Annotated in this window: 18 protein-coding genes; 11 read left to right on the top strand and 7 right to left on the bottom strand. The window is 44.1% G+C overall.

Going from position 1 to position 22,739, the window contains the following annotated elements; genetic code table 11:
• The first annotated feature begins 228 nt into the window (after positions 1-228).
• Positions 229-537, top strand: coding sequence for a 50S ribosomal protein L21 (gene rplU / locus BUB99_RS05345; RefSeq protein ID WP_073120122.1), 309 nt, complete (start codon positions 229-231; stop codon positions 535-537).
• A 9-nt stretch (positions 538-546) separates the two neighbouring features.
• Positions 547-816, top strand: a complete 270-nt coding sequence (gene rpmA / locus BUB99_RS05340) for a 50S ribosomal protein L27 (protein ID WP_073120119.1) — start codon at positions 547-549, stop codon at positions 814-816.
• A gap of 168 nt (positions 817-984) precedes the next feature.
• Here rpmA and BUB99_RS05335 read toward each other — a convergent pair whose 3' ends face one another.
• The 3 genes from BUB99_RS05335 to BUB99_RS05325 form a co-directional block, all read right to left on the bottom strand.
• Positions 985-1,587, bottom strand: coding sequence for a superoxide dismutase (locus BUB99_RS05335; protein ID WP_073120116.1), 603 nt, complete (start codon positions 1,585-1,587; stop codon positions 985-987).
• Positions 1,588-1,693: 106 nt separating this feature from the next.
• On the bottom strand, positions 1,694-2,143 hold the full coding sequence (locus BUB99_RS05330; RefSeq protein ID WP_073120113.1) for a nucleoside deaminase: 450 nt from the start codon (positions 2,141-2,143) through the stop codon (positions 1,694-1,696).
• Entirely contained in the window at positions 2,140-2,790 is a 651-nt protein-coding gene (locus BUB99_RS05325; protein ID WP_073120110.1) for a DcrB/PsbP domain-containing protein, read from the bottom strand. The genes BUB99_RS05330 and BUB99_RS05325 overlap by 4 nt, the downstream gene beginning before the upstream one ends.
• Positions 2,791-2,887: 97 nt before the next feature.
• Here BUB99_RS05325 and aspS point away from each other — a divergent pair, with 97 nt between their 5' ends.
• The 4 genes from aspS to BUB99_RS05305 are packed head-to-tail and all read left to right on the top strand — an operon-like array spanning position 2,888 to position 6,570.
• Entirely contained in the window at positions 2,888-4,642 is a 1,755-nt protein-coding gene (gene aspS, locus BUB99_RS05320; RefSeq protein WP_073120107.1) for an aspartate--tRNA ligase, read from the top strand.
• 3 nt (positions 4,643-4,645) lie between these two features.
• The gene (locus BUB99_RS05315) at positions 4,646-5,755 is read left to right on the top strand and encodes a BamA/TamA family outer membrane protein (protein ID WP_073120104.1); all 1,110 of its coding nucleotides are present in this window, start codon (positions 4,646-4,648) and stop codon (positions 5,753-5,755) included.
• Positions 5,756-5,806: 51 nt separating this feature from the next.
• A complete protein-coding gene (locus BUB99_RS05310; protein ID WP_073120101.1) occupies positions 5,807-6,169 on the top strand; it encodes a response regulator in 363 nt (120 codons plus the stop codon).
• Between the two features lie 2 nt (positions 6,170-6,171).
• On the top strand, positions 6,172-6,570 hold the full coding sequence (locus BUB99_RS05305; protein ID WP_073120098.1) for a DUF2721 domain-containing protein: 399 nt from the start codon (positions 6,172-6,174) through the stop codon (positions 6,568-6,570).
• A 62-nt stretch (positions 6,571-6,632) separates the two neighbouring features.
• Here the strand turns inward: BUB99_RS05305 and BUB99_RS05300 are convergent, their stop codons facing one another.
• From BUB99_RS05300 to BUB99_RS05290, 3 genes are all read right to left on the bottom strand, one after another.
• On the bottom strand, positions 6,633-6,953 hold the full coding sequence (locus BUB99_RS05300) for a hypothetical protein (protein WP_073120095.1): 321 nt from the start codon (positions 6,951-6,953) through the stop codon (positions 6,633-6,635).
• A gap of 222 nt (positions 6,954-7,175) precedes the next feature.
• Complete coding sequence (locus BUB99_RS05295) at positions 7,176-8,213, bottom strand: glycoside hydrolase family 5 protein (RefSeq protein ID WP_073120093.1); 1,038 nt, start codon at positions 8,211-8,213, stop codon at positions 7,176-7,178.
• Between the two features lie 261 nt (positions 8,214-8,474).
• A complete protein-coding gene (locus BUB99_RS05290) occupies positions 8,475-8,669 on the bottom strand; it encodes a hypothetical protein (RefSeq protein ID WP_073120090.1) in 195 nt (64 codons plus the stop codon).
• Positions 8,670-8,707: 38 nt separating this feature from the next.
• On the opposite strand from BUB99_RS05290, the gene BUB99_RS05285 reads away from it, so the two are divergent.
• The 5 genes from BUB99_RS05285 (at position 8,708) to BUB99_RS05265 (ending at position 21,009) form a co-directional block, all read left to right on the top strand.
• Positions 8,708-11,341 (top strand): glycoside hydrolase family 3 C-terminal domain-containing protein, encoded by a 2,634-nt coding sequence (locus BUB99_RS05285; protein ID WP_073120087.1) that lies wholly within the window; start codon positions 8,708-8,710, stop codon positions 11,339-11,341.
• 89 nt (positions 11,342-11,430) lie between these two features.
• On the top strand, positions 11,431-14,556 hold the full coding sequence (locus BUB99_RS05280; RefSeq protein WP_221407487.1) for a SusC/RagA family TonB-linked outer membrane protein: 3,126 nt from the start codon (positions 11,431-11,433) through the stop codon (positions 14,554-14,556).
• An 18-nt stretch (positions 14,557-14,574) separates the two neighbouring features.
• Complete coding sequence (locus tag BUB99_RS05275) at positions 14,575-16,083, top strand: RagB/SusD family nutrient uptake outer membrane protein (protein WP_073120084.1); 1,509 nt, start codon at positions 14,575-14,577, stop codon at positions 16,081-16,083.
• Positions 16,084-16,152: 69 nt separating this feature from the next.
• Positions 16,153-19,500: an FG-GAP-like repeat-containing protein gene (locus tag BUB99_RS05270; protein ID WP_084190358.1), complete on the top strand. Its 3,348-nt coding sequence runs from the start codon at positions 16,153-16,155 to the stop codon at positions 19,498-19,500.
• A 123-nt stretch (positions 19,501-19,623) separates the two neighbouring features.
• The gene (locus BUB99_RS05265; protein ID WP_084190357.1) at positions 19,624-21,009 is read left to right on the top strand and encodes an endo-1,4-beta-xylanase; all 1,386 of its coding nucleotides are present in this window, start codon (positions 19,624-19,626) and stop codon (positions 21,007-21,009) included.
• A gap of 62 nt (positions 21,010-21,071) precedes the next feature.
• Here the strand turns inward: BUB99_RS05265 and BUB99_RS05260 are convergent, their stop codons facing one another.
• Entirely contained in the window at positions 21,072-22,724 is a 1,653-nt protein-coding gene (locus tag BUB99_RS05260; protein ID WP_245816800.1) for a glycoside hydrolase family 43 protein, read from the bottom strand.
• Between the last annotated feature and the right edge of the window lie 15 nt (positions 22,725-22,739).

The raw sequence follows: 22,739 nt of genomic DNA, 5'->3' as shown, positions 1-22,739 counted from the left end.
TGTTTTGACCTATGTGGAAAAATAAGTTAAATGTATGATATACAGTGTGATACTACTTGTTTGTGAATTACAACTTGATCTAAAACGAGTGTTTTAGAGGGTATGAAAAAAGTGAAAAAAAAATATTTTTTTTTGTCACGATAAAATGCTAGAGAAACTATTGGGAAAGCGGAGGTTTCGTGTTAGTTTTGCAGTCCGAATTTTTATAAGGCATATTTTAATAATATTATGTACGCAATAGTAGATATAGCAGGAAAGCAGTTCAAAGTAACGCAAGACCAATTCATTTATGCTCCAGCATTGGAGGGTGAAGAGGGCGCTTCCGTAGAGTTTGACAATGTATTGTTAGTGGATAACGACGGTGCGGTCAAAGTAGGTACTCCAACAGTAAAGGGTGCTAAAGTTACAGCCAAGATTCTTTCGCATGTGAAGGACGATAAAGTGATCGTCTTCAAGAAGAAAAGAAGAAAAGGTTACAAGAAGAAAAACGGGCACAGACAAGCCTTGACAAAAATATTGATTGAGACCATAAAATAATATAACACCATGGCACATAAGAAAGGAGCGGGTAGTTCTAAAAACGGAAGAGAGTCACATAGTAAACGACTAGGGGTGAAAATCTTTGGCGGTGAGAAAATCATAGCTGGTAACATCATCGTGAGACAAAGAGGTACAAAGCACCACCCAGGCGTTAATGTTGGAATCGGTAAAGATCATACATTGTTCGCATTGACTGACGGTGTAGTAGAGTTTAGAAAAGGAAGACAAAACAGATCATTTGTATCTGTAGTGTCTAAAGAGGTTGCTCAGGCATAATCTGAAAATATAAACTATCTAGTTCCTTAGCGTTCTAGAGAGGAAGTAAAAAGCACCAAGGAATCCCTTGGTGCTTTTTTGTGTTTATACTTTTGTAGTGTTGGGCATAAAAAAGCCTTGCTAGAAATTTTGCATCTAGCAAGGCGAAATGATTATGTGCGAAACTAATTACTTAGCAGCAGCGAATCTTTTGTTTACTTCGTCCCAGTTGATCACGTTGAAAAATGCTGCGATGTAGTCTGGTCTTCTGTTTTGGTAGTTCAAGTAGTAAGCGTGCTCCCATACGTCCAGTCCAAGGATAGGTGTACCTTCGCATCCTGCTACTGGCATCAATGGATTGTCTTGGTTGGCAGTAGAGCATATTTCTAGCTTACCGTCTTTGACACATAGCCAAGCCCATCCAGAGCCAAATCTAGTGGCTGCAGCTTTGGCGAACTCGTCTTTGAAGTTGTCTAACGAACCGAAAGCTGAATCGATAGCTGTTGCTACGTCTCCAGTAGGGGTTCCTCCACCGTCTGGGCTCAATACTGACCAGAATAGAGAGTGGTTGAAGTGTCCACCGCCGTTGTTTCTGACAGCAGTATTGTCACTGTGGTTTTTAACCAATTCATCAATAGATTTTCCTTCTAGATCCGTACCAGCGATGGCATCATTCAACTTGCTGATGTATGCAGCGTGGTGTTTGCCGTGGTGGATTTCCATTGTCGCCTTGTCAATGTTAGGCTCCAATGCGTCGTGTGCATATGGTAAAGGTGCTAATTCGAAAGCCATGATTTTGTCGTTTTATGTTCAAAATTTATTTACTCGTAAAAGTAGAATTTCTTTAACAGAATGAAAGAGAAACTTATCATTCTATTCTATTAAAAGATTGTTAACGTCAATCTCTCAGTTTTGAGAAAAAAGATGTAACCAAGTTACCACATTCTTTTTCCATGATGCCGCCTGTTACTTTGGCTTTGGGATGGAGCACTTGTCCTTGCAGTCTGCTGTAGCCCCGTTTGTCGTCGTGTGCACCGAAGATGATTTCATCTACTTGTGACCAAAATGTAGCACCAGCACACATGGTACAAGGTTCTAGTGTGACATAGAGTTTACAATTCGTTAAATATTTTGATCCGAGATAATTGGCTGCAGAGGTGATGGCAAGCATCTCTGCATGTGCAGTGACATCATTGAGTCGCTCGGTCTGGTTGTAGGCGCGTGCGATGATTTTATTGTCGCAGACCACTACTGCACCTACGGGAATTTCTCCTTCTTCGAATGCGTACTGTGCTTGTTTTAGCGCTTCCTTCATGAAGGCCTCATCGCTGTGTAGACCTTGTATCATTTGATTTTTCCTTTGATGCGGACATCGTCCATGATCTGGTGTGCGGCTCCTTGCCATTCTTCCTGTAGCTGAGAAGGGCTAGTGAAGTTAAATACTAGAGCATGCTTGCCGACAATGATGTATTGGATATAGGTGTATTTTTGGATGCTGCCTTCGTTGCGAAACGAGTCTTTGTCTGGATTGACAGTGGAGATGAATTCCATGTAGACGGCTTTTCGTCCGTTGATCTCTTTGGTGCCTTCGGAGATGATTTTGACGTCATCATAGAGGTTGAAAACGTTGGATTTTTGAAAATCTGCCATGATTTCAATGTCTTTTTCTACCCACTGGGTGACGGATTGATTGACACCTAGATCGATGGTGAGGTCTCTGTTGGTATAAAGTACTAAAGGACGTTTGGTGGTAAAGTACTTACTGGCGATTTCGTCATCCGTCATCGGTCTGAAATCCGAGGGGATCAGCATGCTGATGTTGTCGGTGACCTGTACAGGACTAAGATCCTGAGTGTAGGATTGGATTAAAATAGATAAGCTTATAAAAAATAGTTGCATGTATGTCTTGTTTGTGCCCGCAATATAAGGCTCATTGTGCAGTTTCACTTCGGTCAATGGACTCATTCGCATGGTCTTGATATATGGATGTTGCATCTCGGAAAAAATCAAAATTAAAGTAGTTCGCTATGAAGCCCAATACCTTACAATGATTAAATTTGCGCCTCGTTTTTTACAAACAAAAAAAATAAGCATGCTTAGAACTCACACATGTGGAGAATTAAGAGCCGAACAGGCGGGTAGCCAAGCGACCTTGTGCGGCTGGGTACAAAAAGTAAGAGATAAAGGTGGTATGGTCTGGATCGATCTTCGTGATAGATATGGTGTCACCCAATTGATATTCGAAGAAGGCGTAACAGATACTAAGGTGATCGAAATGGCTAAAACCATTGGTCGTGAGTTTGTACTCAAGGCTTCTGGTGAAGTGGTAGAACGCTTTGCGAAAAATGATAAGATAGAAACGGGTGATATTGAAATCAAAGTCACCGATTTAGAAATATTGAATGCATCGAAAGTACCTCCATTTATCATCGATAATGATACCGATGGTGGAGAGGAACTCCGAATGAAATACCGATATCTAGACCTGAGAAGAGGAGAGGTGAGGGATAAACTGATGCTTCGTCACAAAATGCTACAGGCGACTCGCAAGTATCTTTCTGACTCCAGCTTTATGGAGGTAGAGACACCTGTACTGATCAAGTCGACTCCCGAGGGGGCTCGTGATTTTGTCGTCCCATCTCGTGTGAATAAGGGTGAATTTTATGCTTTGCCACAGTCACCGCAGACTTTTAAGCAGCTGCTGATGGTTTCGGGTTTTGATAGATACTTCCAGATCGTGAAGTGTTTTAGAGACGAGGATTTGAGAGCGGATAGACAACCAGAATTTACACAGATCGATTGTGAAATGTCTTTTGTGTCTCAGCAGGATATTCTGGATACTTTCGAAGGCTTGACGAGATTCTTGTTTAAAGAAGCACTAGACGTAGAGGTCGGTGAATTTGTACACATGCAGTACGATGATGCGATGAGACTCTATGGGTCTGATAAGCCAGATGTGAGATTCGGGATGCAATTCGTGGAACTGAACGATGTGGCGCAAAATAAAGGTTTCAACGTATTTGATCAAGCGGAACTCGTGGTAGGGATCTGTGCAGAAGGATGTGCAGATTGGACGAGAAAGCAGATCGACGCATTGACGGATTTTGTCAAGAGGCCACAGGTAGGAGCCAAAGGTCTCGTGCATGTTAAATGTAACACAGACGGCACTTTCAAATCCTCGGTAGACAAGTTCTACTCGCAAGAGGATTTGAAAGCATGGGCGGACAAAGCGGGTGCTAAGCCAGGTGATTTGATTCTTGTCCTATCAGGAGGGATCGATGCGACGAGAAAGCAGATGAATGATCTGCGTTTGCATATGGGAGATTTGCTCGAATTGAAAGACCCGATGAATTTTAAGCCACTTTGGGTATTAGATTTCCCACTCCTAGAGTGGGATGAGGATACGCAGCGTTACCATGCTATGCATCACCCATTTACCTCTCCGAAAGAGGAGCAAATTCCGCTGTTGGATACTGATCCAGGTGCTGTGAAGGCCAATGCGTATGATTTGGTGATCAATGGTGTGGAGATTGGTGGTGGGTCGATCAGAATCCATGATCAGAAGACTCAGGCTTTGATGTTCAAGCACCTCGGGTTCAGCGACGAAGAGGCTAAATCACAGTTTGGCTTCTTGATGGAGGCATTCGAATATGGTGCGCCTCCACATGGTGGAATTGCATTTGGGTTCGATAGATTATGCTCGATGTTTGGTGGGTCAGATTCTATCAGAGACTTTATCGCTTTTCCTAAAAATACTTCAGCCAGAGACGTGATGATCGAGTCACCGTCTCCTATTTCGCGTGATCAGTTGGATGATCTCGGGTTAGATTTACTTCCAAGCGAGTAAAACGTGAAAGCCTGGTTGATAGCTATCACCTTCCTGTTGCTAGCCAATGTGGTTAAGGGGCAGGTGGGTGATAGTACTATTGTAAGCCCGGTTAAAGACAAGAAAAAGTATGCTTTCTACCCAGTGGTGGCTTATTCGCCAGAAAGCAAATTGAATTTAGGAGCCATTGCGTTTGTCGTTTTGGATCATGAAAAAAAAGGTGGAACGAGTGAGTTTTACCGTCCTACTTCGATCACACCCTATGTGGTCTTTACTACCAATAAGCAGATATTGGTTAAGTCTGAGTTCGATTTTTTCTTCAAGAGCGGTATCAATCTCAATTTCATCTCACGTATCTACAAGTACCCTGATTCCTATTATGGGGTCGGCAATGATACGGATCCAGAAGCTTACGAACGCTATGGTAACAATTATATCCAGTTGGTAGGTCAGGCGCTAAAGCCGCTCAATAGTAAGGTCTTTTATGGATTGACTTTTGACCTACAGTACAACGATATCCAACCAGATGATGGAGGGATGCTGGAGATACAAAACCCCATTGGGGTGAGTGGCGGGCGCAATGTTGGTATCGGCCCAGCGGCTAATTATGACTCGCGTAATAGTACGTTATATCCTACGGCAGGTATGCTATTCAAGAGTTCGATCGGGCTATATGGTCGTGCGATAGGAGGGGAGTATAACTATGTGACTTACAACTTTGATTTTAGGAATTATTTCGAGTTGCTCGGACCAAAGAATATACTGGCCTATCAGTTTCGAGCCAATTTCATTACTGGGGATGATGTGCCTTTTTATAAGCTTAATGTGATGGCTGGGGACAATTATCTTCGAGGGTTTGATCACCGCAATGTCTACATGGACAGGCAAAGTATGTATTTTCAAGTAGAGGGGCGTCAGGACTTATTTTGGCGGCTAGGTGGAGTGTTGTTCGCGGGTGCGGGTCAGGTGTTTGACACGTTTTCGGAGCTGAATGCGGAGGATGTGCGTTTTGTCTATGGATTTGGTGGTCGGTTTCAGGCCATGAAAGATCAGAAATTGAACTTGAGAATGGATGTCGGCTTTACGGACAATGGTCAGTACGCATTTTATTTGTCTGTGCGAGAGGCCTTTTGATCCTCGGAATTATTAGTTTTGCAGGTAACCAGCTGAATAAGAAATTTATTTATGGCAGAGAAAAAAAAACTACTTTACGTTGATGACGAGGTGGCCAACCTCAATGTCTTCAGAATAGCATTCAAAAGAAGGTATCAAGTAACTACTGCGGGTAGTGCAGAGGAAGGTATGGAGCTACTGGAGAACGAAAAGTATGACGTCATCGTCTGTGATCATCGTATGCCTGGTATGACTGGGGTAGAGATGCTTCAGATCGTCAGTGATAAGTTCCCAGATATGATCAAGATCATTATCTCTGAATATGTCAACGATGAGATCATTCGCCACGCGATTAAGTCCTATGACTTGGATGGTAGCATGGGTAAACCATGGGATGCAGAGGAGTTGATCGCTATGATTGAGAAGAATAATTAACGATGGAGCTGGATATTTCTACACCGGCTTTATTATTCCCCGCCATTACCTTGTTACTACTGGCCTATACCAATCGCTTTTTAGCATTGGCTACCTTGATTCGAGGATTGCACTCGGAGTATCAAAAAAACAATGATTTGAAGTTGGTAGTCGATCAGATCAACAACCTACGCAAGAGGTTAAATCTTGTGAGGCGAATGCAGGCGATGGGGGTACTCAGTTTCCTTTTGACGGTAGCTTGTATGATTGCACTTTTCCAAAAGAGCCACATTATCGCCAATTATTTGTTTGGAGCTAGTCTAGTGTCTTTGCTGATTTCTCTAACATTTTCCCTGATCGAAATTCAGATTTCAACTCGGGCACTCAACATTGAGTTGAGTGATATGGAAGACGCTCGGTGAGTAAAAGCCTGTAAATGGCACAAGCGATTGCTTGCACCTGTGGTTAGTAAGTTGATAGTGGTTTACTTTTTCTTTTTCTGAGCAACTTTGGCCTCTTCGGTTGCTTTTTTTGCCTCCAGTTTAGCTTTTTCTGCTGCTTTTTTTGCTTCCATTTTGGCTTTTTCAGCCGCCTGTTTTGCTTCTAATTTTGCTTTTTTCTCAGCCTCTATTTTAGCTCTTTTTTCAGCTAGAATGGCTTGTTTCTTTTTCTCTTCTTCTACTTTTTTAGCTAGTTCTAGGGTTTTGTATAACCCAGATTGGTTTTCCTTGGAGATCTTAACGATTAGTTCCTTGGGTTCTGACGCAAACAACCCGCTGATGAAAGCACCTAATGATTTAAACATAGTGATATGGTTTATTCTAATTGTTAACCTTTAATAAACAGGCAATGATAAAACCTCTTGCTCAAGAAAAGAAAGCAGGCGGCTAATAATTTAGTTAATGATCTCCTCAGTCTTAATCTTGCGATTTAAAAATGAACGTATCAATGTGTTGCTTAAGTAAGCGGTAGGAATAATCTGGAGAGAGGCTTCACCCAGACCTATCGGCCTGAGTGAAGTCTTCTATTAAGGCTGGTCGTAGTTTCTGTTTCGTAGTATGTTGCGCAGATATAGTCCTGATTCGGTTAGGCTTCCTGCTGTAGGTGTTTGATTGCTTGTCGTACCAGGTAAGAAGATAGATGCGCCTTCTTCTTTTTCAGAGACGGCCCAGTTACACCACGAAAGCTGGTGCTTGTCCAGCCATTGCATCCATTCTTTGGTACTGGCATAGTTGATGTCTCCATCCCCATCGGCATTGATCACACCAAACTCAGATACGAAAATACAGGTGCCTGCAGCAATGGCACGATCTCCGATATCTCTTAAATCTTGTTTATGCGTGCCAGCGTAGAAGTGTAAGACATAGGCCACATTGTTGTCTTCTAGAGGTTTTTGAGCCACTTCGTCTACACGCTGAGACCAAGTGCGTGTACCACAGAGAACGAGATTGTCAGGGTCGTGCTGGCGGATCGCAGCGATTACGGATTGCGCATAGGGCACGAGCACATCCGCCCAAGAATCCTCTAGAGGTTCGTTGTAAATCTCATAGATGACATTCGGTAGGTGTCCATATTTTTTTGCCATCTGGCTAAAGAAATCAACTGCCGACTCGACATCTTCAGATGCTGTATGTGCGTGGTAGTCGATGATCACGTAGAGACCATTGTCTACAGCTGCTTGGATGAGTTGATCTACCTTTTGTAGTTCGACTTCTGGGTTTTCGATATATCCACCGTGGTTTACTCCCATCGCCGCGCGAATGATATCACACTGCCAGTCGTCTGCTAGATAATCGACGATGGTTTTATTGTAGAACTGTCCCTGCCATTGGCTCCAAAAGAAAGACATGCCTCGGAGTTGAGCGACTTCTCCGTGTTCGTTGAGTAGCTGATGTCCTTTGACTTGTAGATTGCCATGTTGCTCTATGGGACTTAGTGTGGGGTGCTCTGTTTCTTCTATTACCGTTTCTGTTTTGGCATCGTCTTCAGAAGTGTCTTCTGTTGTAGAGCAAGCGAAAACTAGCATCATGCATAGGCATAGAATTCCAATGGTTCGAAAGTTCATTTGTAAAGTGTTTATGTCAATAATTATTTCTCAAATGTAAATCGACGACTGTAAGCAAGGGTGCTTGAATATCCCAAATGACGACTGTAAATACTCTGCGTGTTTTTGTAACTATACTGATTAATAGATGGTTGGTTAAGGTGGGTATTGTTTAGTGTAATTTTTTTAGAAGGGAAATGAAAGAAGAAAAGTCCATATGTGTTCTAGGTCAGCCTGAAATAGTACGCATGATGCATGAACTGAAACAAATGATGCATAAACCTATAGAACCTGCTGATTCGCATCAAAATTGATGGTGTATGCTTGATTTGTGCTATTTCTAGAAGAGATACTTCTGTTAATTGCTTCTACGATTTTGAAATAATTAGGAATAAAAATGAAGAGTAGGCGGAAATGGCAATGGCTGATGGATGGGTTGTTGGTTTTGGCATTGGTCGCTCTGTTTTTTGTCCTCATTTCATTTTTGTAAAACTAGTAGTGTTAACAGTGAATTTATGAAGAGCATGATTAAAGTAGTACGCGCAGTAGCGGCGGTAGTAGTGTTGATGGGGTTGTCCATGTGTAGTCAGGAGAATGCCTACCAGTATGCGTATATGAACCCTGATCTAGCCCCAGAAGAAAGGGCGATCGACTTGGTGAACCAAATGACCTTACAAGAGAAGGTGTCTCAAATGAAGTATGACGCGCCTGCGGTACCTCGTTTGGGTATCCCGAGATACAACTGGTGGAATGAGTGCTTGCATGGAGTAGGTCGAGCAGGTGTGTCAACGGTTTTTCCACAAGGAATAGGAATGGGAGCTACTTGGGATGTGAATCTGATGTCTAATGTCGCTACAGTGATCTCGGACGAAGCACGTGCCAAGCATCATAAGTTTATCAGCGAAAATAAAAGAGGGATATATCAAGGGTTGACGTTCTGGACACCTAATATTAACATCTTTCGTGATCCGAGATGGGGCAGAGGCCAGGAAACTTATGGAGAAGACCCCTATTTGACCAGCCGCATGGGTGTGGAGTTTATCAAAGGACTACAAGGTGATGATCCGAAATATTTGAAAGTAGTCGCCACGGCCAAGCATTTCGCAGTGCACAGTGGTCCTGAAAAATCAAGACACGAAGACAACTATCAAACCTCTGACAAGGACTTAAAAGAAACATACCTTCCAGCTTTTAAATCAGCGATCAAAGAAGCTAACGTGCAGTCTGTCATGTGTGCTTACAATAGATATAGAGACGAGGCATGTTGTGGGAGTAATTTACTCCTTACCAATATCCTTAGAAATGAATGGGGATTTGATGGCTATGTGGTATCTGACTGCTGGGCGATCAACGATTTTTATATGCCTAATCGACATGGAGTATCTGACTCACCAGAGGAGGCGTCTGCTCTCGCGGTAAAAAGCGGAACAGATCTCAACTGTGGAGATACCTATGACCCGAATCTGAGCGAAGCAGTACTCAAAGAACTCATCGATGAATCGGAAGTAGACCAAGCGCTCGTTAGATTGATGGCAGCACGGTTCAAGTTAGGAATGTTCGATGATGAAAGTTTGGTGCCTTATGCTAGTATTCCATATAGTGTGGTAGCGAGTGAAAAGCATCACAAGCTATCCAAGAAAGCAGCTTTAGAGTCTATGGTGTTGCTAAAGAACGAAGGAAACTTATTGCCACTGAGCAAGGAGGTATCGACTGTGGCGGTCATCGGACCCAATGCCAATGACAAGCAATCGCTGTTAGGCAATTACCACGGTACGCCTGTTAGTCAGGTTACTCCTTATCAAGGGATCAAGTCGAAGTTGCCCAATGCCAAAGTGATCTATGCTAAAGGATCTGCAGTAGCTGAAGGCTGGCCACTGCTGACACCCATCCCTAGTCAGAACTTAAGGTCTGGTGAAAAGAATGGACTGAAAGGCGAGTATTTTCCGAACGAAAAATGGGAGGGAGACCCAAGTATCTCACGGACCGACGAGACGGTGGACTTTGTATGGTTAGATAGACCGATCAAAGAATTGGCAACTGATACGTTTACGGTTAGATGGACAGGTCAGCTCGTGGCGGATCAGTCGGGAACCTACCGTATTGGGTTCAGAGCCTGTAATGTAGGCAAAGTGTACATCAACGGTGAATTGAGAATTGACTTCCAAGATGATCACCACCCTACGATGAAATACTATGATATGGAATTGACTGCTGGTCAGTCGTATGATATCAAAATCGATTATTACAACTTCCATGCTGATCCACAGGCACAATTGCTATGGGCAAAATTGAATGAAGACCTGTTGACTCCAGCTGTCGCAGCAGCCCAGCAAGCAGATGTAGTGGTGATGTGCCTTGGATTGACGCCAGATATCGAAGGAGAAGAAATGCCTGTAGTGTTAGAAGGGTTTGATTCGGGAGACCGATCAGACATTCAGCTACCTGCTTCACAGCGAAAGCTGCTAAAAGCAATCTATCAATTGAACAAACCGACGGTAGTAGTTTTGATGAACGGGAGCGCCTTGGCAGTGAATTTCGCTGCTGAGAACGTCCCCGCTATTCTAGAGGCCTGGTATCCAGGTGAGTTTGGTGGAGAGGCGATAGCCGATGTGCTATTTGGGGATTACAACCCAGGAGGTAAACTGCCTGTGACTTTCTACAAGTCAACGGAGGATCTACCAGATTTTAAAACGTACGACATGACGAATCGAACTTATAAATACTTCGAAGGAGCGCCTTTGTTTCCTTTTGGTCACGGGTTGAGCTATACCAGTTTCGCTTATGATCAGTTCGATGTAGCGGAGACCAAAGCGGGGGATGTCATGACTGTGTCAGTATCCGTGACCAATACAGGGGACAGAGCAGGAGAGGAAGTGGTACAGTTGTATGTGTCAAATAGAAAGAATAACCCGAATGCAGCGAAGAGATCGCTGGTAGGGTTTGAAAGAATTGTGCTAGAAAAAGGGCAGAGCCAAAACGTGAGTTTTGAAATCTCTGCAGAGCAATATGCACAGATCACACAAGACGGACAGGTGATCGTAGAGCCGGGGGAGTTGGAAGTAATAGTAGGAGGAAAGCAGCCAGGATTTGAAGGCGTGGCTGATGCGAAGAGTTCGCAAGTGTTAACCAAAACAGTGAATATCCTATAACAGATATAGGCTGGGACTATTGGAGTAGTCCCAGCTGCATCGAATTCTGAGAATTCGACTTACTATTTAATTACTAAAAGCAAACTATTATGAAAAAACGATTACTAAAAGTAATTGCTCTCAAAAGAGCAGTGCTATCGATTGTTTTGACACAGTGTCTATTGATGACAGGCGTGATGACGCACGCTTCGTCTCGAACCATGAGTATGGATGACATTACGGTCAAAGGAAAAGTCACAGATGCCGATGATGGATCGGGTCTACCAGGTGTCAACGTCCTCATCAAAGGATCGGCGACTGGTACAGTGACAGATTTGGATGGTAACTATACCATCACCGCAGACGAAGCGGGCACTTTGGTGTTTAGTTTCATAGGATACTTGACACAGGAAGCGCCTATCTCTGGTAGATCTACTGTGGATGTAAGCATGGCACTCGATGTGAAATCACTAGAAGAAGTAGTGGTAGTAGGGTATGGTGAGCAGCGCAGATCAGAAGTGACTGGTGCGATTAGTTCAGTATCCTCCAAAGACGTGGTGTCCGTACCTGTAGCAACAGCCGATCAGGCGCTACAAGGTCGAGCAGCAGGTGTGACTGTGATCAACAATGGATCACCAGGGACATCTCCTACTGTGACCATTAGAGGTCTCAATAGTACCAGTAACAACGGCCCTTTGTATGTGATAGATGGAGTGATATCATCTGGTATGGGCAGTCTTAACCCTAATGATATCGAGTCGATTCAGGTACTGAAAGATGCGTCGACGACTGCTGTATATGGATCCAAGGGGTCTAATGGTGTGATTATGATCACAACCAAAGGCGGCCAGGCTGGTAAAGTGACTGTAGATATCAACGCATACGCTGGTACACAGTGGACTTCCAACCGATATGACTTGCTGGATACGGATGAGTATATTCAATATGCAACTGATGCATTTGGAGCTCCTACCAGAATGACCGATCCACAGTATTCAGCTATGTTAGAAAATGACACGGACTGGCAAGATGAGATTTTTCAGCAGGGCGCAATGCAAAGTTACAATGTAGGTGTATCTGGTGGAGGTGAAAACAGTGCCTTTAGAATTTCTGGAGGATACCTGTCTCAGGAAGGAATTATCATCAGTACAGGTATGGATAGGTATAACTTCAGAGCCAATAGTAATTTTAGCATAGGCAAATTGAAGATCGGTGAGAACGTATCGATTTCTGTCAGTGAACAAAATCCTGAAACAAGCAATGGTGGACGATCAGTGATAGAACACGCGATCAAATCTGCACCATACTTGCCAGTGTACAACGAGAATAATCTTGGTGGTTACCAAGGGCCTAACAGTTCTATTGATGGTCAAGATGCTGAAAACCCAGTAAGAGTTTTGGAGATGGGGTCTATCTCGGATAAGCGCATGACGGTTATCGGTAATATCTATGCGCAATATGAGATCATTTCGGGATTGAATTTTAAATCACAGGTCGGTGGTGAATTCCAGAATTTCGATTACAGATTATTCAAACCATCGTATGATGATGATAGTGATGGAGCAACACATGCACAAAATTTTGCACTAATAGGTCATAGTCAGGGGTCTTTACAGACAGTTATTTTCACCAACAGTTTGAATTATAAGAAGACTTTTGCAGAAAAGCACAACCTAGAGTTGCTAGCACTAGCAGAGCAGACTTCTACGATCACACAAAACCTGAACGCGAGAAGTAACAATGAGATTTCGGATGACGTGAATCAGGTTTCTACTACGGATGTTAACCTTTCTTCTTATACCAATGAGTATATCAGAGTAGGTTACTTGGGTAGAATCAACTACAACTATGATGGTAAGTATTTGGTAGGGGCGTCCATCCGTACGGATGCTTCTTCGAGATTTGGTGCGAACAATAGATGGGGTACTTTCCCGTCAGTATCAGCAGGTTGGAGAGTGAGCGAAGAACCATTCTTACAGGGAGTTAGTGCCATCAGTAATTTGAAATTAAGAGGTAGCTGGGGTAAAACAGGAAACGATAATATCGGTAACTATCTATACTCTACTAATGTTGTATCCAATTTCCACTATGGAATCAATGGAGGCGATGCGTTAGGAGCCACTGCTTCTGGGTTGGCTAATCCTGATTTGAAGTGGGAGGAAACTGCCATGACGAACATTGGTTTGGATCTAGGTTTGTTGAACAATCAGTTCACTTTAGCAGCCGAATACTATATCAATAAGAGTAGCGACATCTTGATGCCACGTGTATTGCCACTTTCTTCTGGGTTCCATAATGGAAGTGTAACAGAGAATATCGGGCAGATGGAGACCAAAGGGGTCGAGTTGAATTTAGGATTCCAAGATTTCGAGGGTGACTTTCAGTGGTCAGCATCACTGCTGTTCGGTACCAGTAAAAATGAAGTGTTGGATCTAGGAGAAAACGATGCGATCACAGGAGCGACATTCGAAGGACAGGATATTTCTAGAACAGAAGTTGGACATCCTGCATTCCAATTCTATGGATGGCAGTTCGACGGGATATTCCAAAATCAAGGAGAGATAGATGCTCATGCGACTCAACCCAATGCTGAACCAGGTGATTTTAGAATAGTAGATGTAGATGGTAACGGAGAAATCACAGATGATGATCGTACCTTCATAGGCAACCCTTTCCCTAAGTTTACATACGGTTTGAACCTCGCTGCATCCTACAAAGGACTTGACTTTAGTCTTTTCTTTAATGGAGTTTCTGGAAACGAAATCTACAATACCAACATCTATGATTTGGAAGGGATGCCGAGATTGTTCAACTCGGGTACTGCAGTACTGGACAGATGGACAGGAGACGGTTCGTCCAATTCCATACCTAGAGCTGGAGGGGCAGGTACTAACCTACAGACATCTAGTCGTTTCGTAGAGGATGGTTCTTTCTCTCGATTAAGAAACGTGACCTTGGGCTATGACTTGACGAGACTAGGAGGGGTAGGTGACATCTTTACCAACTGTAGAGTCTATGTGAGTGCGCAAAACCTATTGACATTTACCAAATACTCAGGACTGGATCCAGAGGTAGGAGCCTATTCCAATAGAGAAGTAAACTCTCCTCCTGGTGCTATTGGTTCTACCCCTACTAATGCCAACGGACAGCCTACGGGCAACTTTGAGTCTGGGGTAGATAGAGGTAATTACCCTATGCCTAAGTCATTCATTGCAGGGATTGAAATCACATTTTAATCGTAAACAGGAATCATTATGAAATTTAACAGATATATAATAGCAGGATTGATGTCTTTATTGGCACTCAATGCCTGTGATCAAGATAAGTTGGAGTTGACCAATCCGAACGATTTGTCTCCTGAGACATTTTTGGTGACTCAGGCGCAAGCCCAGTCTGCAGTCAATGCTGTGTATGCCAACCTTCAGACGAGAGGACTGTATTCTAGAGGGATGTTTTTCTCTATGGATAACATGTCTCATGAGAATTCTGGAAACCCACAACTGGAAGCAGATAAGGTGCAGTATTTGAACTTTACTTTCGATCCGAGTCATGGATTGATTAGAGCATACTGGGAGAGTTGCTACCGTGGAATCAACAAGTGTAACTATGTGATCGATAACGAAGAAAAAATCAGAGCTATCGTTTCGGCTGACTTTACTGATGCGATGAAGGATAACTTTATCGGAGAAGCTAAGTTCATGAGAGCTTATTATTACTTCTTGTTGGGTACTCGGTTTGGAGACATCCCGTTGGTCATCACGACACCTACTTCGGGTGAAGGAACACCGAAGAGCCCCGTGAGTGCAGTGTATGACCAGATCATACTGGATTTAACTGATGCTGCTGATAAGTTGTTCGCGGCAGGTGATGCAGAAAACGGTAGAGCTACCAGTGGAGCTGCTTATGCTTTGATGGGTAAAATGGAGTTATATCGCGGCAATTATGGTGCTGCGAAAACGGCTTTTAACAATATCCTCGGAGATTATTCTTTAGTAGCGGATTATACTGACAACTTCTTGGAAGAGACTGAGTTCAATGCAGAGTCAATTTTTGAAGTGTCTTATGATATAGCTGTAGGGAAGTCTGACCAGTGGAATTCTGACGCTTCGGGTAGTGGATTTATCGCCAGTACTTTCCGTGGACAGGAGTATGGATGGAATGACTGGTACAATGCTTATCCATCAGATGCCTTGGTTGCAGAGTTCGAAACAGGGGATCCTAGGTTGAGCGGCAATTTTTATTTCAATGGAGATGCATTTGCTGGAGGGACAGTGAGCCTTCCTGCCTATGGAGACCCAGCGGTACAGCGTACTCAAGCGTGGAGAAAGTATAGCAACTACTATAAGGATGCCAATGAAAATCAAGAATCTGGGATCAACTTCAGGGTCATTCGTTATGCGGATGTACTGTTGATGATGGCAGAGATCGAGAACGAAGTAGGAACAGCAGCAGATGCGATCGGTTACCTAAATGAGGTCAGAGACCGTGTAGGTATGCCTAATTACGGTACCGCCGTGATGGATGCCGCTGGATATCCAGTAGGTACGAAAGCACAGATTTTTGATGCGATCGTACATGAGCGTATGGTAGAGCTGGCTGGTGAGCAGGTGAGATTTCCGGATTTGGTTCGATGGGGTTTGGCTGAGCAGGAGCTAAGTGCTTTCGGGTTCGAAGCAGGAAAGCATGAGGTTTTTCCTATCCCGCAGCAAGAGATTAATTTTAATAGTAGTCTTTCTAATGATGATCAGAATTTTGGTTATTAAATAGATTGAGTAATAATCGTAGAGGAATGGCTGGTATCAGCCATTCCTTTTTTTAACCTAATGAGGTTTATGGCACACAATTACAAACAGTATTTAATTATCCTTTTGGTCTTATCCCTGTTCGCATGTGATGAGTCTAAGCAACCTCTCCCCTCTACTACCTTATTCGAGAAGGTCTCACCCGCTGTGTCATCTGTACGCTTCGAAAATACCCTCACCGAAACAGATACACTCAATTACTTCAATTACCCCTACATCTACATGGGAGGGGGAGTAGCTGTCGCTGATTTCAATCGCGATGGGTTCAACGATATTTTTTTCACTGGCAACATGGTGGATAACAAACTCTACCTAGGGAAAGGTGATTTTACCTTTGAGGACGTTACAGCACTGTCTCAGACCGCTGGTGATACACGCTGGATGCAGGGTGTGACCATATGTGATGTCAATACGGATGGCAAGGTAGATCTTTATATCAGTGTGTCAGGTCAGACCGATTTATGTAAAAACATTCTCTTGATCAATATGGGAAACAATGATGCGGGTGTGCCATTGTTCGAGGATCAAGCCGAGCAGTATGGTATAGCTGATACAGGACACAGTACCCAAGCTGCGTTTTTTGACTATGACAAAGACGGAGATTTGGATCTTTATGTAGCCAACTATCCCATTACACGTTTTGACTCTCCTAATTTTTACTACGCCCAGATGAACCGAAATGCTAAAAGCAAAGATTCAGATCACCTCTACCGAAACAATGGTGACGGTAGCTTTTCGGATGTGACAAAGGAAGCGGGTGTGCTCAATTTTGGGTTGTCACTGAGTGCCTCTGTAGCGGATATCAATAATGATGGCTGGCAGGATATCTACGTATCCAATGACTTTGCAAGTCCTGATTTTATTTACATGAACAATGGAGACGGCACATTTACCGATCAGTCTAAGGTGGTGACTCGACAGACTTCATTCTATGGTATGGGATCAGACATAGCTGATTATAACAATGATGGTCTGATGGATGTGATCCAAGTCGATATGGCGCCTGAGGACAACCGTCGATCCAAAGAAAATATGTCAGGAATGAACCCCGCTAGTTTTTACGAACTGGTAGACTTGGGATTGCATCACCAGTATATGTACAACTCCCTACAGCTCAATCGTGGCTTGGATGCAGATGGCTTACCTCAACTCAGCAATGTGGCTTGGTATGCGGGGATGTCGTCTACAGACTGGAGTTGGGCACCTTTGTTTGTCGACCTCAACAATGACGGCTGGAAAGATGTCTTCATTACCAATGGCACACGCCGAGATATCAATAACAATGACTTTTTTAAGAAACTAGAGAAAGACGAGGTGTACTTTCCTTCCTCATCCGAGCGAGACAAAATACCTGTCGAAAACGTAAAGAAAATGCCATCAGAGGCTATCACGAACTATGTATTTCAAAACAATGGTGATTTGACTTTCTCCAAAAGGATGAAAGAGTGGGGACTGGATGACAAAAGCTTTTCTAATGGTGCTGCCTACGCAGATTTGGACAATGATGGCGATTGGGATTTGATCGTCAATAACATCGATGAGCCAGTAGGTATCTATCAAAATCATGCGAGTGAAAGCAAAAACTATCTGAAAGTTAAACTCCAAGGGGCTGCGGCTAATCCGCTAGGTGTCGGTGCAAAAGCCTATGTATGGAGTGATGGCATGATGCAAGTGATGGAGATGGTACTGGCTAGGGGATTTCAGTCTTCTGTAGAGCCTCAATTGCTCTTTGGTTTGGGGACTGCTCAGCTCGTAGATTCTTTGTGTGTCGAATGGCCTGATGGGCGAATGCAGACGCTCAATGATGTTGAAGTGAATACGTCCATCAAGCTCGTTCAGGACGAAGCGACACAGCCAGCTAAACAGAAGGAAGGGAAAGGCGAAACCATTTTTGAGGACATAACTATGGCTGCTCAGATGGATTTTGTTCATCAGGAAAACCCATTCGATGACTTTATGTTTCAGGTTTTACTTCCTCACAAGATGTCCAATTTTGGTCCAGCGCTGGCAGTGGGTGATATGAATGGTGATGGCTTGGATGATGTGTATGTAGGAGGAGCGGTTGGTTCTTTGGGACAGGTAATGGTGCAGTCAGCTGATGGTACATTTAGTCCAGTCAGTTTTCAAGATGAACGGGACAAAAACTACGAGGATATGGATGCCGCTTGGCTAGATCTAGATGCAGACGGTGACTTGGACTTGTATGTGGTTAGTGGAGGAAATGCCTATGAAAGAGGTAGTCAAAACTATCAAGATAGAATATACCTCAATGAGGCGGGTAGCCTAAAATGGGCGATGGATTCACAGCCAGAGCTGACAGGAAGCGGCTCGTGTGTGAGAGCCTATGACTATGATAGGGATGGAGATTTAGATTTGTTCGTCGGGGGACGACACAGTCCTAGGAGCTACCCAGAGGCGGGGCAGTCCTACGTATTGGAAAACAAACTGGAGTCTGGCAAACTGTTATTCGAAGATGTGACTGAGCGTGTAGCGCCAGGACTATCCGATGTGGGAATGGTCACAGATGCGCTATGGACAGATATCGATCAGGACGGAACTCAGGATTTAATTTTGGTGGGTGAGTGGATGCCTATTACCGTGTTTGCACAGCGTGATGGAGTTTTTGTCAATCAATCTGCGGATTATTTCGAGGGGAACACGACCGGCTGGTGGTTTAGTATAGATCAGGCCGATTTTGATCAAGATGGTGATTTAGACTATGTACTTGGCAACCTAGGCAAGAACTACAAGTACCAGGCGAGTCCCGAGGCGAGTTTCAATATTTACGCCAGTGACTTTGATAGCAACGGCCAAAAGGATATCGTACTGAGCTATCATAATTTTGGAGAAGAATACCCTGTGCGTGGACGTGGTTGTTCGTCTCAGCAGATTCCTAGTATCAAAAAGAAATTCAAGGACTATCAGTCTTTCTCTCAGGCAAGCGTAGTGGACGTGTATGGTGCGGAGGATTTGGAGACTTCTTTGAATCACAGTGTAGAGCGTTTTGCTAGCGTGTATATAGAAAACCAAGGAAATGGAAAGATGAAGTTGACTGCTTTGCCCAATGAGGCTCAATTGAGTACGGTTAATGATTTAGTCATCCGTGACTTTGATCATGATGACAAACTGGATATCCTGCTAGTAGGAAATCTATATGCGAGCGAAGTGGAGACGCCACGGAATGATGCTGGCTTGGGGTTACTACTCAGAGGAGATGGAAAAGATGGTTTTGAGGTGGTGTCTATGAGCGAGAGTGGTGTTTTTATTCCACATGATAGCAAGAAGGCAGTAGCAATTCAGTTAGGCAGTCAGTCGGGTGTGGTGGTTGCCAACAATGGGGGACGGTTATACTTGTTAGAAGAAAAGGATAAGCAATAAAGAGCTTTTGGTGTGGTGTTTTATTTTGAATCAAAAGAACTCAATCTAAGTTAAATTTTATTCTATGCACGCAGAGACGTGGAGTAGAATAGGGCTATTTTGTTAAAGTCAATAAGAAGAAAAATGAAAGAAGTAATGAGGAATTTTAGAGCATGGGAACAGATCGTAACCTTGTTGTTAGTTTGGGTGGTGCTGTTTATGATGAGTTCGTGTAGCGATGATGGAGGTAAGGAAGAGGAAGCCGTTCAGGTGGTACCTCCAACGCTCAATCCAGTATCTGGTATTACGCAGGAGAGTTTTAGTCTCTCATGGAACAAAGTCTCTGGAGCGGACAACTATCTCGTAGAGGTCGCTACAGATGAAGCGTTTGACAATCTCGTGTCTAGCTATGATCCGTGGACTGCTTATGGCGTGCTGTTGGATGTCGATGGTTTGACTTTGAATACGCCTTATTTTGCACGGATGAGAACCGTTGTTGGAGAGGAGATATCGGCTTATTCTAATGTAGTCATGGCGACTACTTTAGACGAAGAAGGCCCTGAGCCGGAGACGGCGCTCAAGGAGGTCGCTACGACTTTCTCTGTAGGGATGGCGGTGCAGACGAGTCGATTGACGGGGGATTATCTCACGATATTGACGAAAGAGTTTGATCAAATCACTGCCGAGTGGGAGATGAAAATGAGTGTGATGTACCCCTCAAGTGCAGGCTATGACTTCACTCGTGCCGACGAGCTGGTTGAGTTTGCGGAGACCAATGGTTTGGAGATTCATGGGCATTCGCTGATCTGGCATAATTCTACGCCAGCATGGGTAGAAGATTTTGCAGGTACAGATGCTGAGTTTGAGGCGATGGTCAAGGATTATATAATCACGACTGTGACACGTTACAAAGGAAAGATAAAGTCTTGGGATGTAGTCAATGAGGCATTCGAAGATGGATCGGGTAGTTTGAGAAACAGTGTCTTCAGACAAAAAATGGGAGATGACTACATCGAAAAGTGCTACAAGTGGACACGCGAAGCTGATCCAGATGTTCTGATCTTCTACAACGATTACAACATGACGACTGATGCGTCGAAGCTAGGATCGACGATAGACATGGCGGAGGATTTTATCGCCAGAGATGTACCGATCGACGGGATAGGTTTTCAGATGCATATCTCTTACAATGGCCCAGACAGAGCTACGATAGAATCAGCTGCCAAAAAGGTGACAGATACAGGACTTATGCTGCATTTTTCGGAGCTAGACATACGAGCGAATCCTAACAACGATATGAGCGAGCTGACTGTGCAAAGAGCGGTGGATTTACAAGAAAAGTACAAGGAAGTAGTAGAAATCTATAACGCCATCCCTGAGGAGAGTAAGTTCGCGCTGACGGTGTGGGGGCTAAGAGATCAGGATACTTGGTTGATTGATTTTTGGGGTCACCAAGATTGGCCATTGATGTACAACAATGACTTCTCGGTCAAGAAGGCGCACACTGGATTCTTAGAAGGGTTAGAGTAAAACTCATATATCAGTGACAAAACAAGAGAGGCTCGGAATATTCCGAGCCTCTCTTGTTTTGATTATTCTATGGCGGACAAGCGTATCCAGTCTATGTCTGCATAGCCTGGAAGACCTTTGGGGTTGGATTTGCTTGCATAGAGTGCGATTTTAGCACCGATCCATTTTCCTTCTCGCATGGTTTGTTCTGAACCTATGGGGTCGAATGCTTCCCCATCTATACTGTAAGCGTAGCTGGCCTTCCCATTTTTAACTTGAACGCTGAGCCATAGGGTAGATGCTTTGATGTCTTTTGAATCTTCATAGCTAGGGGTGGTGTTTTTTGGAGCATCGGTACAGATGCTTTGCACTACTTGAAGCCCCCCATTTGTTCTCCTGACGACTATCCCCGAATAGTCCATACCGAAAATCATCAAACCAGTTTCTTCCCCCTCTGCTAGATGTGCTACATCTAGCTTGATGGTAGTGAGAAAATCCATGGCGGGGATTTTCTGGGTTAGTATGTTGGGTGACATCCAGAGGTTCTGAGTGCCTGTACTGAGAGGCTGGCTCGTCAACTGGAGGTGACCAGGTCGAGTAGTCAAACTGGCGTATTGTGGTCGGGGGTTGGCGTTCCATTGCCATTGTAGCCCTAAGGTTGGTAGGTCAAATTCATCTGAGTCCTGAGGTGTCCATTGATCGTTACCGTAGTTCGTCTTTGGGTTCGAGTAGTTGAGTACAGGCTCGCCGACTCCTTCTTTGTTTGGGTTGATCCCCATCATAGGCCAACCTTTCTTCCATGTGACGGGTTGTAGATGTGGCACTCGTCCGTAGGGGCCTTTGTCTTGAAAGTGGATGAACCAGCTTTCTCCATTGTCGAGTTCTACCCAGCCTCCTTGGTGAGGGCCGTTTATGTCTGTGTTGCCCTGAGCGAGGACTATTTTGTCTTCATAGGGTCCATAGATGTTTTTGGATCGGAGGATGATTTGCCATCCGGTAGGGACGCCACCGCCTGGCGCAAAGATGTAGTAATACCCATTGCGTTTGTAGAATTTAGGCCCTTCTATCGTTGGGTGGTCTTGATGTCCATCAAAAACAACAGTTCCCTTGTCCAATATTTGTGTACCGTCGGGGGTGAGCTCGACGACCTGTAGTAGACTTTTGACACCCGCTCTACTATGTGCAAATGCATGAATAAGATACATCCTGCCATCATCATCCCATAGGGGGCATGCGTCTATGTTGCCATAGGCTTTTTTGACGAGGACTGGAGCAGACCATTCACTGCGCGGGTCATCGGTCTGTACCATGAATATTCCACGATCAGGATCGCCCCAGTAGATGTAGAATAGTTCCTCGTGATAGCGAATGGAGGGTGCCCATACGCCATTGCCATGCTGTGGTGTGTCAAAATGTGAGTCTTGGTTGGCAGGGAGTGCATGATTGATCAGCGTCCAGTTGACCAGGTCTCGAGAATGAAGTATGGGTAGCCCTGGGACTGCGTTGAACGAGGAGGCTGTCATATAAAAGTCATCGCCGACCCGACATATATCAGGATCTGAGTAGTCAGCATGGATGATGGGGTTGGAGTAGGTGCCATCGTTATTGTCGGGATTCCAAACCTTAGATTGTGCCTGACTCTGGAGCGCAGCTACCCATAACAGCAGTACGAAAATGGATCGAGATGTTTTGTTTGTGAATGTCATCATCTCATAAATATCACCCAATAATCTCATAATTGATAGACGATT

Source organism: Reichenbachiella agariperforans (assembly GCF_900142205.1).
Lineage (GTDB): Bacteria > Bacteroidota > Bacteroidia > Cytophagales > Cyclobacteriaceae > Reichenbachiella > Reichenbachiella agariperforans.
This window is presented reverse-complemented; position numbering and strand designations above follow the sequence as displayed.